The 15,412-nt window shown below is 42.2% G+C and carries 16 protein-coding genes; 10 read left to right on the top strand and 6 right to left on the bottom strand.

Going from position 1 to position 15,412, the window contains the following annotated elements; all coding sequences use genetic code 11:
* Nucleotides 1-53 precede the first annotated feature (53 nt).
* Complete coding sequence (locus DEM91_RS01775) at nt 54-899, top strand: patatin family protein (RefSeq protein ID WP_249857728.1); 846 nt, start codon at nt 54-56, stop codon at nt 897-899.
* Between the two features lie 108 nt (nt 900-1,007).
* Here DEM91_RS01775 and coaW read toward each other — a convergent pair whose 3' ends face one another.
* The gene (gene coaW, locus DEM91_RS01780) at nt 1,008-1,841 is read right to left on the bottom strand and encodes a type II pantothenate kinase (RefSeq protein WP_249857730.1); all 834 of its coding nucleotides are present in this window, start codon (nt 1,839-1,841) and stop codon (nt 1,008-1,010) included.
* Between the two features lie 88 nt (nt 1,842-1,929).
* Here coaW and DEM91_RS01785 point away from each other — a divergent pair, with 88 nt between their 5' ends.
* Nucleotides 1,930-2,334 (top strand): (deoxy)nucleoside triphosphate pyrophosphohydrolase, encoded by a 405-nt coding sequence (locus DEM91_RS01785; RefSeq protein ID WP_249857731.1) that lies wholly within the window; start codon nt 1,930-1,932, stop codon nt 2,332-2,334.
* A 923-nt stretch (nt 2,335-3,257) separates the two neighbouring features.
* On the opposite strand, the gene DEM91_RS01790 is transcribed toward DEM91_RS01785, so the two are convergent.
* The 3 genes from DEM91_RS01790 to DEM91_RS01800 are packed head-to-tail and all read right to left on the bottom strand — an operon-like array spanning nt 3,258 to nt 4,109.
* Nucleotides 3,258-3,527, bottom strand: coding sequence for a hypothetical protein (locus DEM91_RS01790; protein ID WP_103003923.1), 270 nt, complete (start codon nt 3,525-3,527; stop codon nt 3,258-3,260).
* A gap of 2 nt (nt 3,528-3,529) precedes the next feature.
* Nucleotides 3,530-3,880, bottom strand: coding sequence for a phage holin family protein (locus DEM91_RS01795; RefSeq protein WP_025071658.1), 351 nt, complete (start codon nt 3,878-3,880; stop codon nt 3,530-3,532).
* A gap of 10 nt (nt 3,881-3,890) precedes the next feature.
* Nucleotides 3,891-4,109, bottom strand: a complete 219-nt coding sequence (locus DEM91_RS01800) for a YtxH domain-containing protein (protein WP_249857733.1) — start codon at nt 4,107-4,109, stop codon at nt 3,891-3,893.
* 266 nt (nt 4,110-4,375) lie between these two features.
* Here DEM91_RS01800 and DEM91_RS01805 point away from each other — a divergent pair, with 266 nt between their 5' ends.
* The 5 genes from DEM91_RS01805 to thrS all read left to right on the top strand — a co-directional run bounded on the left by DEM91_RS01805 (nt 4,376) and on the right by thrS (nt 9,989).
* A complete protein-coding gene (locus tag DEM91_RS01805) occupies nt 4,376-4,858 on the top strand; it encodes an SPOR domain-containing protein (RefSeq protein WP_102188306.1) in 483 nt (160 codons plus the stop codon).
* 79 nt (nt 4,859-4,937) lie between these two features.
* Nucleotides 4,938-5,351 (top strand): Holliday junction resolvase RuvX, encoded by a 414-nt coding sequence (gene ruvX, locus DEM91_RS01810; RefSeq protein WP_008126091.1) that lies wholly within the window; start codon nt 4,938-4,940, stop codon nt 5,349-5,351.
* Nucleotides 5,352-5,389: 38 nt separating this feature from the next.
* On the top strand, nt 5,390-5,953 hold the full coding sequence (gene def / locus DEM91_RS01815; RefSeq protein ID WP_195253036.1) for a peptide deformylase: 564 nt from the start codon (nt 5,390-5,392) through the stop codon (nt 5,951-5,953).
* 5 nt (nt 5,954-5,958) lie between these two features.
* On the top strand, nt 5,959-7,929 hold the full coding sequence (locus tag DEM91_RS01820) for a tetratricopeptide repeat protein (RefSeq protein ID WP_249857735.1): 1,971 nt from the start codon (nt 5,959-5,961) through the stop codon (nt 7,927-7,929).
* Between the two features lie 92 nt (nt 7,930-8,021).
* Nucleotides 8,022-9,989: a threonine--tRNA ligase gene (gene thrS / locus DEM91_RS01825; RefSeq protein WP_249857737.1), complete on the top strand. Its 1,968-nt coding sequence runs from the start codon at nt 8,022-8,024 to the stop codon at nt 9,987-9,989.
* A 188-nt stretch (nt 9,990-10,177) separates the two neighbouring features.
* On the opposite strand, the gene DEM91_RS01830 is transcribed toward thrS, so the two are convergent.
* Nucleotides 10,178-10,843 (bottom strand): B3/4 domain-containing protein, encoded by a 666-nt coding sequence (locus tag DEM91_RS01830; RefSeq protein WP_249857758.1) that lies wholly within the window; start codon nt 10,841-10,843, stop codon nt 10,178-10,180.
* 156 nt (nt 10,844-10,999) lie between these two features.
* Here DEM91_RS01830 and ligA point away from each other — a divergent pair, with 156 nt between their 5' ends.
* Complete coding sequence (ligA, locus tag DEM91_RS01835) at nt 11,000-12,967, top strand: NAD-dependent DNA ligase LigA (RefSeq protein ID WP_249857739.1); 1,968 nt, start codon at nt 11,000-11,002, stop codon at nt 12,965-12,967.
* 23 nt (nt 12,968-12,990) lie between these two features.
* Here ligA and DEM91_RS01840 read toward each other — a convergent pair whose 3' ends face one another.
* Nucleotides 12,991-13,740 carry a DUF5020 family protein gene (locus DEM91_RS01840; protein ID WP_195253032.1) on the bottom strand — a complete coding sequence of 250 codons (750 nt, stop codon included), beginning with the start codon at nt 13,738-13,740 and terminating at the stop codon, nt 12,991-12,993.
* Nucleotides 13,741-13,913: 173 nt separating this feature from the next.
* Between DEM91_RS01840 and trmD the strand changes: the two genes are divergently transcribed.
* Both trmD and DEM91_RS01850 read left to right on the top strand, forming a co-directional pair.
* On the top strand, nt 13,914-14,594 hold the full coding sequence (gene trmD / locus DEM91_RS01845; protein ID WP_036930109.1) for a tRNA (guanosine(37)-N1)-methyltransferase TrmD: 681 nt from the start codon (nt 13,914-13,916) through the stop codon (nt 14,592-14,594).
* Nucleotides 14,595-14,621: 27 nt separating this feature from the next.
* Nucleotides 14,622-15,143, top strand: a complete 522-nt coding sequence (locus tag DEM91_RS01850) for a DUF805 domain-containing protein (protein WP_229039260.1) — start codon at nt 14,622-14,624, stop codon at nt 15,141-15,143.
* The last annotated feature ends 269 nt before the right edge of the window (nt 15,144-15,412 follow it).

Consider the following 15,412-nt stretch of genomic DNA (forward strand, 5'->3'; position numbering starts at 1 on the left):
ATAATAAAAAGTGATGAAAAATATATAACTTTGTCTCAATTAATAAGTAATTTATGCAAATTGATAGAAATACAGGATTAGTACTCGAAGGTGGAGGGATGCGTGGAGTGTTTACCAGTGGTGTCTTGGATGCCTTTATGAAGCATGATTTGTATTTTCAGTATGTTGTTGCTGTGTCGGCGGGAGCTTGTAATGGTATGTCTTATATCAGTAGACAACCACGTCGCGCGCGCTTCTCTAATATCGATTTGTTGTCCAAATATGATTACATAGGACTGCGCCATTTGGTGACTCAGGGGTGTATTTTTGATCAAAAACTCTTGTACGATAAATTTCCAAATGAGTATGTCCCATTCGATTTTGATACTTATTTCTCGTCTCCCTCTACCTTTGAAATAGTCACAACGAATTGCTTAACGGGTTTACCAGCTTACCTGACAGAACAGCAAAATAAGCAACGAGCATTGGATATTGTGCGCGCTTCGAGTAGTTTACCCTTTGTAAGTAAGATTGTAGAGATAGACCAAATCCCCATGCTTGATGGTGGAATCACAGATTCTATCCCTGTGATTCGCTCCATGGAGAAAGGTCATCATAAAAACGTTGTCATTCTAACGCGTCACAAAGGCTATCGCAGTAGTGAGCGAGATAGAAAGATTCCCCATTTCATTTACAAGAAATATCCGCGTCTTCGCGTGGCTCTTAGTCGTAGAGTAGCGGCATATAACGAACAGTTGGAATTAGTCGACCAGTTGGAAGCGGCAGGACAAATTGTCTGCATACGTCCACAAGACCCAGTGGAGGTAGGACGTATGGAAAAAGATACAACCAAACTGGAGCGGTTATATCAAGAGGGATATATGTTGGGAGATGACTTCTGTCAATCTCAGATTAGTTAAAAATGAAGCGACACGTCGCCCATGCCTCGCCAAAGGTTCTACTGTAAACGTCATGAGTCATTCTTTGTAATGACAACCTCATCTCATGGAAGAAAACTGCGCTCTTGTCTATTTCTCTTTTTCGCTTAGATAAAACAGTGCAGCCCCAATCGCTGTACAGAATTCACTGTATTTGGGATTGATAAAGTTCACGCCATACATTTTCTCTAACCCACTGAACACCATTTTACATTGAGGAAGTAAAGTAAGGTTGCCAATGAGTACATAATCTTTGATACCCGACCCCAAAGATGCTAAAATCGTGCTGCTGCCAATGGTTTGTAACACCATGGTGATGATACCCAATGCAATGTCCTCACGCGAAGCGTTGCTCTTGGCATTTCCAAAGAGGGAAGCAGTAGCCGTCTTGGGTAGATTGGGAAGCGGTTCTGGACTGATATCACCGATACGAACATCGATATTTGAGGCATCGCCTCGCATGGCAAGCGAGGAAATTTGTCGGATATCATCCGTTTTCAGCATGATGCGTGACAAGCCGATGAGGGTTCCACCCCCAATACCCATTCCGCCTATGTGTCTAATGTCATTGCCCTTACATTGTATAAGACTGGTTCCTGTACCCATGCTCACAACAATCATGTCCTCCAAGTCGGTCTCAAATCGGGCTCCCAAACCGTTGCAGATAAACTCTTCTGCCTTGGCTGTCGGCAAACCGTAAACGGAACTGTCCACATAGGCAGCGCCCACACCTGTCAACATCACCTGTTCAACATCGTTCAGTTGTATATTGTTGTCATGCAAATACTTACCAAATGCGCCATAGAGCGACGTCACGGGGTCGGTAGCCTTGATACGAATAGGAGCTACTACTGTTCCGTCGTCATTGATACCTACAATCTTGGTGGTGCTAATTCCCACGTCAATGCCTATAACTATTGCCATTTTCTTCTATTATTGGTACTAATCTTCTGCAAATATACAACATTATCAATAATTTTTTGTAAATTTGAATCATAATAATATAAATCACATGAAAACAGAAGTTACGCGCGTAGTGGCTGCTGTCGTCCAACGAGGCAAGCGCTATCTATGTATGCAAAGAGGTCGTTCACAATATTCTTATCTTTCCGAACACTGGGAATTCCCTGGTGGAAAGGTAGAAGAGGGCGAATCAGACCACGAAGCATTGGTCAGAGAAATTAAGGAAGAAATGGATTGGGATGTATTTGTAGGACGAAAAATTGGAGAGGTGACGCATGCTTATCCTGATTTCAGGGTCTCTATTACAGCCTATCTCTGCAAAGGAGGCGATGAGGACTACAAATTATTGGAGCATCTGGACGACAAATGGCTACCCATTGACCAACTGGAGTCGCTCAACTGGACCGAGGCAGACCGTGTGCTGATTGAGCGGTTTCTGTTAGAAAAGGAATAGAAGATACCTCAACACTCCTGCACAATCCTTTGGGGTAGGGCGCTTTAGTCTCTTTTGTTGCAACACTCTTTTTGGGGTATTGCAAATTCTGTAATCGCCTTTGTTTAGGTTGTTCTGTAAGCACCAATTCTGCAAATGGAGTTTGTTGCTTTGTTGATGTCTGGTGATAGAGATGATATTTGTAAGCCTTAATGGCATTGACTCATGTCCTTTCAATGATAACTCAATGAGTTAAGTGGTAGTGGCATTCTTGTTTTTGTCCTATCATTTTACCAAAAAACGGTCATTAAAAATCTTCAAAATAGAAAAAAATAATAGGCAAACGACATGCAAAAATGGGCTGGTTTTATCAAATAAAACGTCGATTGAAGCTAAAACATTGAGTTTACGCTCTTGGAAACATGTATTAGAGGTGTTATTCACATGCTTCAGCGCCCTTAAGGCATGCAAATAGCAGGCTTATCTCAATGCTTCAACAGCCCAAAGATGGTAAAATTGCGAATGAAAAGAGAAGGGTGAAACGTAATGATCTAAATAACAATGAATTACGAAAGTTGCTCAAAACTTGCGTATTTGTGACCAATTTTGTCGTTGGTTGTTTTCACGCGAGTTATGAGAGGCACTTTGTAAAGAAAATTCAGCATTTATTATCCTTCTAAAGAGGGTGTCACTAATTTTACAGATGCAGTTTGCAGGTCATTCTTCTTAGTAAAAATCTCAGTCTTCAAATGAAAGGATTGTGGGTTTATGTTCTGTGTAAAGTATATATTGTTTTACACGTTTGTGGAGCGTAACGACTTTGTACTGTGGTTTTTGGGGACATTCTGTCAGTGTTCCTGTTATAAGAAATCAACAGTGGGGGCGGATAAAAAAAAGACAACCTTCTATCAAAGTTATCTTTTTTTGCGAAGTGAAGAGAGGGTTTATCTTCTCTTTTTAAATTTTCTATATAGTTTCCAGCCTAACACTATACCGTCAAAAACTCCTGCTCCTGTATTCAACAGTCCTGAAAATCGCTTAGATGGCAAATTGGTAGTCAATGAGGATGGTGACGTACCAAACAACTGATCCCATAGAGCTTTCATCTGTGAATCATCGTTTCTGATGTTATCCAATAGTGCTTGTTTGCGCTCTCGAATCTCTGACAAAGACGTATATTTCGTCTGAGGTGTATCATAATTGTTCTTTGTCATCACTAATTCTCCATCAATAAACTTGCCAAGAACTTGACAATTGGCCGCTGAATCCATTGTTTGCGGAACAAGAAAAACAGCACAAAAGTGAATAAATAACAGCCCGCAATGATGAGGAAGGCAAAAGGAAGCCCTACATGGGGTTCGAGTGCATAAGCAGCGGCAAACGAAACATATATGAGCGCTAATACCAATACAATGGTTAATGAGAGTGCCAGTGTGAGAACGGTAATAAGACGAACCACCTTTTCAATTACATCGAGCTTGACATACTCTGTCTGAAGCCCGATGTAATGTTTGCAAACATCAACCAGTTGGCTAATGGTTTCTACGTTTCTGTCGTTTGAAAACATATAATAATGTTTAATCTACGATATCAGCAGCAGCATCCTTGATGTCATCTACCAAATCGTCTACGTCTTTCTTAGACAATTTGAGATCGTGCTTTTTGCAAAAATCGTCAATCGTGTCGTTGATTTTATTACGTGTTTCTTGTCCCTTTTGAGGTGCAACCAACAAACCTACTAATCCTCCTACAAGGACGCCTCCTAAGAATGCGCCAATACAACTAACTGTTCTCATGTTTCTAAATTTTAATGTGAATATTGTTTATTAACTTTTTTAGCATTGGATACTCTTCCAAATGTCATAACGCAAATATACGATTTTTTTTACAAACGAGCAACGGTGTAACGATATTTTTTGTGTTAAAAAGTTTGTATTCTATTGATTTAACAAACTTTAGTGGGTACATTTCTTTCTTTTTGACAGATATTTTGTAATTTCGCCCTTGATAGATAAACGTAAAGTATCAATAGAGTTTAATTTATAATATCGACAACAAGATGATGAAGAAAAGAATTGTTTTATGCGCAGGATTATGTGCAGCACTTGCACTGACTGGATGTAAGTCGAGCGAGAGTGCTTATAAGAAGGCTTACGAGAAGGCGAAAGCTCAAGAACAGGCAAAGACTGAGACTGAGGCAGAAGTGCCTACGGTAACACCTCTGACGCCAGCTCCCGTAACAGAAACAACTGTTCAGGACAATGTAGATAACGCAACGTTCCGTACAGAAGATGTTACGGTGGTTAGCGGTAATGGCTTGAGCGCCTTTAGTGTAGTAGTTGGCTCGTTTGGCTTGAAGGCTAACGCCGAAAATTTGCAGCGTACATTGAATGCAGCTGGTTATGCAGCTCAGATTGCTTACAACGCAGGACGCAACATGTATCGTGTAGTCGCTTCTACACATGCAGACAAAGCCTCTGCAGTACGCTCTCGTAATCAGTTCCGTCAGCAGTATCCTGACGCTTGGTTGCTGTATAAGAAATAATCAACCATGAGGCGACAGTCTGCCATCTCTTCGTTTAAGGAGAGGTAGCATGGGAATGTCGCTCTTGGTATCTTTCACCATGCGTATCCTTTCGATAGATTACGGAAAGAAACGTACGGGCATAGCAGTTACCGATTCATTGCAAATTATTGCAAATGGGTTGGCAACTGTTGCTACATCTGCACTTTTCGACTTTCTCAAGACTTATGTAGCGCAAGAGGAGGTGGAACGGATTGTGATAGGCAAACCGATGCAGACGAATGGAAAACCGAGCGAAAACTTTGCCAGGGTTCAGCAGTTTGTCAACCGATGGCGTAAGGCGATGCCGCAAATTCCTATCGAATTTTACGACGAACGCTTTACATCAGTGTTGGCACATCAAGCAATTTTGCAAAGTGGTATTGGAAAGAAAGCCCGTCAAAACAAAGCTTTGGTAGACGAAGTTTCGGCTACTATTATTTTGCAGAGCTATATGGAATCGAGACGTAAATAACGAATGTCCGTCTTAGGTTCTTATTTAATAAAGAAATAATGATATTACCTATATATATATATGGACAGCCCGTGTTGCGTAAAGTAGCACAAGATATTACCCCAGCGTATGAGAATCTGCAGCAACTCATAGCAGATATGTTTGAAACTATGGACGCTTCGGATGGCGTAGGCTTAGCTGCCCCACAGATAGGCAAGTCAATTCGGGTCGTTGTGATCGACTTAAATGTGCTGTCTGACGATTTTCCCGAGTACAAAGACTTTAGGCGTGCCTACATCAACCCACATATTATCGAGATTGATGAAGACTCTCCTGTAGCGTCCATGGAAGAAGGGTGCCTATCTATCCCAGGCATCCATGAGTCGGTTACACGCCATACACGCATTCGTGTGCAATACATGGATTCAGATTTTCAGCCGCATGATGAATGGGTGGAGGGTTATTTAGCTCGTGTAATGCAGCACGAGTTCGACCATTTAGAAGGTAAAATGTTTGTGGATAGAGTAAGTCCGTTTCGCAAACAGCTTATCAAGAATAAATTAAAAGCGATGACACAGGGCAAGTACGAATGTCATTATCGTACCAAGCCTGTACGCAAATAGAATGTATGTATCGCATCAAGGTCCTCATCTTCTTGGCTTGTCTATCACTTGCAGCAAAAGCACAATACAATGTTGACAAGCTGTTAAGGAATGGTCAGGTGGCCCTTCATTATGAAGACTATGTGCTTTCGATACAATATTTCAATCAGATTATTTCGCTCAAGCCTTATCTTTATGAGCCATGGCAGTACAGAGCGGTGGCGAAATACTATTTAGATGATTTTACAGGTGCCGAGTCCGACATCTCTAAAGCTATCGAATTGAATCCTTATATCCACCAGTTTTTTGATTTAAGAGCCATTACTCGCATCAAGCAAGAACGCTTTGAGGATGCCATTAACGATTATAACCACGCCATAAGGTTACAACCTCAACAGCAAAATTATTGGTTGAATAGAGCCATTTGTTTGATGAACGATAAGCAGTATGCCAAGGCACAGTTGCAAACGGATACGATTATTCATAAATGGTCACAGAATGCCAATGCCTATACCTTAAAGGCAGAAATCTATTTGCATCAAAAGGACACCACTTCGGCTGCTAAGTGGTTGGATAAGAGCTTAAAGGTAGATCCATACGATGGTAGCACTTGGACCATGCGAGCCTACATCAGTCTGGCACGTCAGCAGTGGAAAGAGGCAGACAAGGAATTGTCACAAGCCATTCATCTCAAGCCTAATCAGGCGAATAACTATGTCAATAGAGCCTTGGCGCGTTTGAATTACAACAATTTGCGAGGAGCCATGAGCGATTATGACATGACTCTGGACTTGAATCCACAAGACTTTTTAGCTCATTATAATAGAGGTCTGCTGCGTATGCAGTTGGGCGACGATAATCGTGCCATTGAAGATTTTGATTTTGTCATCAAACTGGAGCCTAAAAATGTCATGGCAATCTTCAACAGGGCGTTATTGTTGGATCGGACAGGAAATCTTCGAGCCGCCATACGAGACTATTCTGCGGTGATAGAGCAATTTCCTAACTTTTGGACAGGTTTATCTTATCGAGCACATTGCTATCGACGATTAGGAATGACAGCCAAGGCGGAGCTTGACGAATTTCGTATTTTCAAGGCGCAGATGAATAAGCACGTGGGTGTACAAAAGCGTTGGAGTAGAAACAAACTCAAAGAGATGCGCAAACGAAGCGAGATAGATCCCGAGAAATACAACCAAATTGTCGTTGCCGATGAGAATACTGTTGAGCATGAGTATGATAGTGAATATCGCGGACAGATACAACATCGAAAAGTAGAAGTAGAACTGATGCCGATGTACGAGGTGTCATACTTGCCTTATCAGAATGGCATAAGTTCGTATCAGGCTTTTTATAAAGAACTTGAGGATTTCAATTTGCAGTATCATCCTCAACACAAACTCATGTTGACTTGTCGCCCGAAACAACTCACGGCAGAGCAGTCGAAGATGTATTTTGCGAACATCGACCAGTTGTCTGCCCAGATACAAGATGCTAAAAATATAAAATCTGTGAAGAGCTTATTGTTTCAGCGTGCTGTAGCCTACACGGTAACACAAAATTACGATGCTGCTATCCAAGATTTGACAGTCTGTATCAGCGAGGACAGTACCTCTTCCGTTACTTTTTGGCAACGTGCGGTGTGCCAGTTTATGATGAATGATTTTAACGCTTCTAAAGGAGTAGATACGCAGTTGAAAGCAGCCAAGACCTTAGATGATTTGAATCACGCCATTAAACTGGAACCTCAAAACGCTTATCTATATTATAATCGGGCTAATTTGTATGCCACTCGGAATGATGACCAATTGGCAATCAAAGATTATACCAAAGCTATTGCCCTTGACAATAGGTTGGCAGAGGCTTATTATAACTTGGGAATCGTACACATGAAGAAAGGTGATCGAGCGGCAGGTATGGCGAATTTAAGTAAAGCTGGCGAACTTGGAATCTATGATGCGTATAGCTTGATGAAGAAGAATCGAACGTCCAAATAATTTGAAAATTATATGGAATTTAGAAAAATATGAGCTCAACTCGAAAGAAAATATTATTTTTGTAGTTGATTCAGATAAAAAACTAATTTGTTATGGTTAAAATCACATTTCCTGACGGTTCTGTTCGAGAATACGAACAGGGTGTCACGGGGTTACAAATCGCCGAGAGCATCTCACCGGCTCTCGCTCGCAACGTTGTATCTTGCGGTGTAAATGGTGAGACAGTAGAGCTTAATCGCCCAATTAACAATGATGCTACTATTGCCTTGTACAAATTCGAAGACGAGGAAGGTAAGCATACTTTCTGGCATACTTCGGCTCACTTATTGGCAGAAGCATTACAAGAACTTTACCCAGGTATACAGTTTGGGTTTGGTCCTGCTATTGAAAACGGATTCTTCTATGATGTGATGCCCAAGGAAGGAACGACGATAAGCGAAACAGACTTTCCTAAAATTGAAGCAAAAATGATGGAACTGGCTAAGAAAAATGAGTCAGTGGTCAGACGAGACATATCGAAGGCAGATGCTTTGAAGGAGTTTCAAGAAGATGGACAAGATTATAAATGCGAGCATATTGATCAAGATTTGGAAGACGGTACCATTTCCACCTACACTCAAGGTCATTTTACAGACCTGTGTCGTGGACCTCATTTGCTATCCACGGGACTTATCAAAGCTGTAAAAATTACCAGTGTAGCAGGAGCTTTTTGGCGAGGTGATGCCAAACGTGAGCAGATGACACGTATTTATGGAATTACTTTCCCAAAGAAAAAAATGTTGGATGAGTATCTTACCATGTTGGAAGAAGCCAAGAAGCGTGACCATCGAAAGATTGGAAAAGAAATGGAACTCTTCATGTTCTCTGAACGTGTGGGAAAAGGATTACCTATCTGGTTGCCCAAAGGTACAGAGCTACGCTTGCGCCTGCAAGATATGCTTCGCAATATCCAGCGTAGATATGGCTACCAAGAGGTAATTACGCCCCATATAGGCAGCAAGAATCTCTATGTAACCAGTGGACACTATGCCCACTATGGCAAAGATTCTTTCCAGCCAATTCACACCCCCGAAGAGGATGAAGAATACATGCTCAAGCCGATGAACTGTCCTCACCACTGTGAGGTGTTTGCTTATAAGCCACGCTCTTACAAAGATTTACCATTGCGCATTGCGGAGTTTGGTACTGTTTATCGATACGAAAAGAGTGGGGAGTTGCATGGATTAACACGTGTACGCTCGTTTACACAGGATGATGCACATATTTTTTGTCGTCCCGACCAAGTAAAAAATGAGTTTTTACGTGTCATGGAAATTATCCAAGCTGTATTCAAAATCTTTAATTTCGATAATTTTGAGGCCCAAATTAGTTTGCGAGATCCAAAGGACAAAGAGAAATATATCGGTTCTGACGAAGTATGGGCTGAGAGCGAGCAAGCCATTATTGATGCCTGCAAGGAAAAGGGATTGGATGCAAAAGTAGAATATGGCGAGGCTGCCTTTTATGGACCTAAGCTCGACTTCATGGTGAAAGATGCCATTGGACGTCGTTGGCAGTTGGGTACTATTCAGGTTGATTATAATCTTCCACAGCGTTTCAAACTTGAATATACAGACGAAGATAACAGTAAACGTACGCCAGTGATGGTGCATCGTGCTCCGTTTGGCTCTTTGGAACGCTTTACGGCTGTCTTGATAGAACATACCGCAGGACACTTCCCATTGTGGCTCACGCCTGATCAGGTAGCTATTCTACCGATTTCTGAAAAGTATAATGCCTATGCACGAAAGGTAGCCAAGCAGTTTGCAGCGCAACAAGTACGGGCAACTATTGATGATCGTAATGAGAAAATAGGTCGCAAGATTCGTGATAACGAACTCAAACGTGTTCCATATATGGTCATTGTCGGTGAGAAAGAGGCTGCAGATGGGCTTGTATCCATGCGTGAACGTGGAGGAGGCGAACAGGCTACTCTCCGGGTAGATGAATTTATTGAACGCATTAACAACGAAGTTGCCCAAATGTTGAAAGCAACAGATATTCATCCAGATGATGAGTAATGGCAGCGGATTAGAATATTGAGAATTAATGGTTGGCTCTGAAACGACCAAAGCTCGTGTTCAGAGCCAGCCTAAAACATATTGTCAAGTTGGTTTCACCGTATGATTGATGGAACAACAAGTTGGCAGTTTGACGATTTTTTTGCGAGAGTGATGCTTTTTGAGGCATCACTTTCTTGCTTTCTGTGCTATTTGTACAGATAGTAACTACAGTCAGACGATAGAGAAAATCGTTTGAGCAACTCTTGTATATATGTCGCATTGGCACGCACTTGCTCCTCGCTGCCGTCATAGCCATTGATAAGTACGACGAGATGTGTAGTACTAAGTGTGATTTTTGTTCGCTCATGGTCTGAGGTCGGTGTTCCCACACCTCCAATGGCATCACGGTACATAGGAAGTCCTGCAATGTTTATCTCACCTCGTCCAATGCCCTCGTACGGCTCTCCTTCTCTCCCTATTCCTAACGTCAGCGTATCTCCCTTGAACTGGTCGGCGTCAAATCCACCAATGCTGTAGCCGTATGCAATGCTCGCCAGATTGATTAAGTCTACGAGGGTGTTAATTTGATATAGCGGTTTATCCTGTAATATACGCCTAATAAGAGCTTCGGCTGCTGGTCGATAACGTGAGGGGTCTTTGCCACATAGCCGATATACTTTCCTCGTAGCTTGTATGCCGCTCATTTCTTTGAGTGATTCTGTATTCAGTGTGTCTTTGTATAGCTGGGCTTTATGATGAATTTCTTGCCATAAGTCTTCGCTATACGCTGAATTTTTCACCGTAGCTTCAACGCAAGCACCGACAAAATCAGGGCACACTTGTTCTATTTCCTTTGAAACGATTATCTCCATGTTGGCAAAGGTACAAAATAATTTGCTATCTTTGCAAATGGAGAAGAGACGAGTTTGCATGGTTGCAACTCCGCCAGTACGGTTGATGCGCTTTACCATGTTCACTTATTGGTGTATGACTCGTCAGCAAAGAAACTTATAAAACACGAAACCTATATGGATATTCAGCAGCGCATGCGCAAATTGGTTGACAGGCTCAACCTCGCATCAGATAATTATTATGGTGGTAAGCCCGAACTAATGACCGACTATGAGTGGGATGCTCTGTTCGATGAGCTGAAACAATTGGAAATATCGAGTGGGGTAGTACTGCCTGATAGTCCTACCAATCGAGTTTCTGATGGAGCAATGAACGGTAAAAAAGAGGCACATGAGTTTCCTGCACTCTCTCTTGCAAAGACAAAACAGCCTGCTGATTTGGTGAAATGGGCAGAAGGAAAGCCTGTTTGGTTGTCGTGGAAATTAGACGGTCTGACCTTGGTTGCTACTTATGATGGCGGAAGACTGTCCAAGGTGGTAACACGTGGAAATGGACATATTGGTACTAACATTACGCATTTAGCAAAGGCGATTGGCGGCATGCCTGCCACCATACCGTTCCAAGGACATACGGTAATACGAGGTGAGGCTGTCATTTCGTATGCCGATTTTGAAGTTTTCAATCTTGAGTCTGATGATGCGTATGCCAATCCTCGCAATTTAGCTTCTGGTTCTCTTACGTTGAAGGATGTCAAGGAAGTGGAACGACGCCACATACAATGGATTCCGTTTACATTGGTCTTTGTAGAGCAAGAAATCGGAACTTGGGGCGAGCAAATGGATTGGCTTGAACAACAAGGTTTTCATCCTGTGGAACGAGAGCGCATCAATGAACCTTCCCTGCCTGTGGTTGAACAGGTGATTGAACATTGGACTGAGAAAGTAACCCAAAAAACAAATCCTTTCCCTGTTGACGGATTGGTAGTGGTGTTCGACGACATTTCTTTTGCTGCTTCAGGGTCGGTAACAGGGCATCATGCCACGCGTGCTGGATTGGCTTTTAAGTGGCAAGACGAAGCTGCAACAACGACACTTCGCCATATAGAGTGGTCGTGTGCTGCCTCCACCATTTCGCCAGTGGCAGTGTTTGCTCCCGTAGAGTTGGAGGGAACAACAGTGCAACGCGCCTCGCTCTGTAACATTAGCGAGTGTAAACGGTTAGGGATAGGTGGTCCTGGTAGTACGCTGTCGGTCATCAAAGCCAATAAGATTATCCCAAAGGTGATACGTGTCATCCAGTCGGTTGGTACATTCGATATACCGAAGAGTTGTCCAGTGTGCCACCACGAAGCTGTGGTGAGGGAGAGTGCTGTGAGTGGTACGCTTACTTTACACTGCACCAACGAGGCTTGTCCTGCAAAACAAATCAAAAAGTTCGACCGTTTTGTGTCCAAGGCGGGAATGAATATAGATGGCATCTCTGAGCAAACGTTGGACAAATTCATCAATCTTGGTTGGATAGAAACCTATGCGGATATTTATCGCTTGTCGGCACATGCCGCTGAATTGGCATTGTTAGAAGGCTTTGGTGAGAAGTCTATGCGTAACATGATGCAGTCCATAGAGAAGTCAAGGACAGTAGAAGCACGCCATTTCCTGTATGCGCTATCCATTCCTTTATGCGGTGTAGATGTTTGCAAACGACTGTTAGAGGCTTATCCTTTAGCAGAATTGATAAGTGTTGCCACCACAGCCACCTCTTTAGAGGCTTTTGCCCACATTCCTGGCATTGGTCCAGAAAAATCGGCTTCGCTTGTTACTTGGTTTCAAGACGATGCAAATCAACGAATTGTTAATGATTTATTGAGTGAAGTGCAAATCGAAGAACCGTCATTGCAGCCACAAGGTGCTCGTTGTCAAGGCATGACTTTTGTGATAACGGGCGATGTGCATCATTATAAAAACCGTGCCGAACTGAAAAGTTACATCGAAAGTCAGGGCGGCAAGGTAACAGGTAGCGTGAGCAAGTCTACCACCTATCTCATCAATAATGATGTCAATTCCACTTCTGGTAAGAACAAAAAAGCCAAAGACTTAAGCATCTCTATCATATCCGAAGATGAGTTTGTAGAGCGGTATGGATGAGACGCTTTTGTTAACTCTATGGGTTAAAATGTCCACTTGGCAGCTAAGGTTGGAATAGCATAGAACTTATTGTTTTGTCCTTTGGCATTCCAAACAAAATTGTTGCTTAGTTCAACCTCTCCACCAATACTTAGGTTGACATCGTTCCAACCTTTTAAGGTGTTAAGATTCAGCCACAACTGAGGTTCGGACAGGAAGATGAGCTTACCATTGACATTTGGGTGATACCATACATCGCAGAAACCACTGAACGTGAGTAGTCCTTTTGCAAGATTCATGCCCCATACTTCGGTGAGCTGAAAGCTGTTGATGGACACCTGTCCCAAATGATTGTTTTTGAAAAAGTATTTATACAACACCTGTACAGAAAACGTTTTGGAGAAATTTCCATTGTGCCAATTCCATGCACCACCCAGTAATGCGGCGTGTTGAAAGCGTGATGAAAAATACGAGTTGTTCGCTCTGCCTGACGATAATCCGCCATTATATTCAGTATGGATGGCCCATTGCTTGTTGTGAGAGATGTTGAATTCACGGGATATTTCCCAATATGCCCCCGCCATACCGTCGGATTGTAAGTCGAGGTCGGTAAACATATAGGAGCTTCCCCATTTGTCAGGCTTGAACATTTCAATGGTAGCGGTTGCTGCTGGTCTGCTACTTAGGTCGTTGTAGAGCTGCTGCCCCCAATCATAGTGCAGCTGAATGTTTTGTGCTGTAGCCAATAAACTGAATCCTGCCAGTAATAAAGTTGTCAAACAGTTCTTTTTCATTGTCGTTATTTTATTTATAATTTTTAGTGAACGAGTTGGTAAAGGTTGATTAACAGACTGAATGTCTTGATTTGAAACTTTACTTTTCCAATGGCAAAGATACAAAATCTTTCACATTATTTAAGAGATAGGGCATAGAAATATTAATCTTTTTTGTCTACTTTTGTATAACTATGAGAATAGACATCATTACCATTCTGCCCGAGATGCTTGAGGGCTTTGTGAACGAATCCATTTTAGCACGTGCACAAAAGAAAGGTCTTGCGGAGATTTGTTTGCATCAGTTGCGCGATTATACCACAGACAAGTGGCGTCGAGTTGACGATTATCCATACGGAGGCTTTGCAGGTATGGTGATGCAATGTGAGCCTATAGACCGTTGCATCTCGGCTTTGAAGGCGGAGAGAGACTACGATGAGGTGATCTTTACCTCTCCCGATGGCGAAAAATTTACACAATCGGTGGCTAACGATTTGTCTCTGAAAGGCAATATCATCATACTTTGCGGGCATTACAAGGGCATTGATCAGCGCATACGCGACCATCTCATTACGCGAGAAATAAGCATTGGCGACTATGTGCTTACGGGTGGAGAATTGGCTGCAGCTGTAATGACCGATACCATAGTGCGCCTTATTCCTGGAGTGATAGGGGATGAGCAAAGTGCATTGAGCGATTCATTTCAAGACAACATGCTCTCCGCACCTATTTATACACGTCCAGCCGATTACAAAGGATGGAAAGTTCCAGAAGTATTATTGAGCGGTAACGAGGCTGTCATCAAGAGTTGGGAAATGGAACAGGCGTTGGAACGAACCAAACGCTTACGTCCCGACCTATTAGAAAACACCTAAACCTTTGTTATCCAAAATCTATAACCTATGATGAATAAATTATTAGTACGACCACAACCTACCTTTCCTGAAGCTGTAAAAGAGGGATGCCAGCGCATTTTCGACTTTACAGGGCGAACACGCCGTTCGAGTTTTTGGTGGTTCATGTTGGCGTATACCGTTTGTTATTTCTTCTTAACCAATGTTTGGAAAGCATTCTTTCCCCTAATGCTCGCTGCTATTTTTGACTTAGGCATGATGTTTTTTGCGCTCGCCATTACCGTGCGACGCTTACAAGACCATGGGTCCAGTAAATGGTGGGCAATTGTTAACTATCTATCAATAACGATTTACACCTTATATATATATGGTAGTGGGATTGGCGAGGCGTTGGTGAACGTAAACTCCAGCGCAACACATTTGACGAACGTTTACCAAGACCCTGTTTTCATGACCACACTTTCCGTTGCACTCATAACGGCTCTTGTCACATTTGTGCTTTGTTTGCTGGATAGTCAGCCCAAGACCAATAAATATGGTGCGTCACCCAAGTATGTTTTAGATTTATAATTACAAATATGTAATAGCTACTGCTATATCAATGATATTAAATTGATTACCTTTTTTACAGACTTAACAATCACTTGATTTGTTCTTTAAGGTCCAAACTTATTTGATATGGTCAGGTTTTTTTATATGATTCACTTCATCATTTAATTTTCATTTTTCTATAATGATTCATGAGTTGCTCGCTTTCCCTTTTATATAAACTATTGTGCTAACTTGTAATTTGTTTAGAATATTGATATTTGAGGGGATAAAAGTGGATAGTGTTATTT

The organism is Prevotella sp. TCVGH (assembly GCF_023522295.1).
GTDB lineage: Bacteria > Bacteroidota > Bacteroidia > Bacteroidales > Bacteroidaceae > Prevotella > Prevotella timonensis.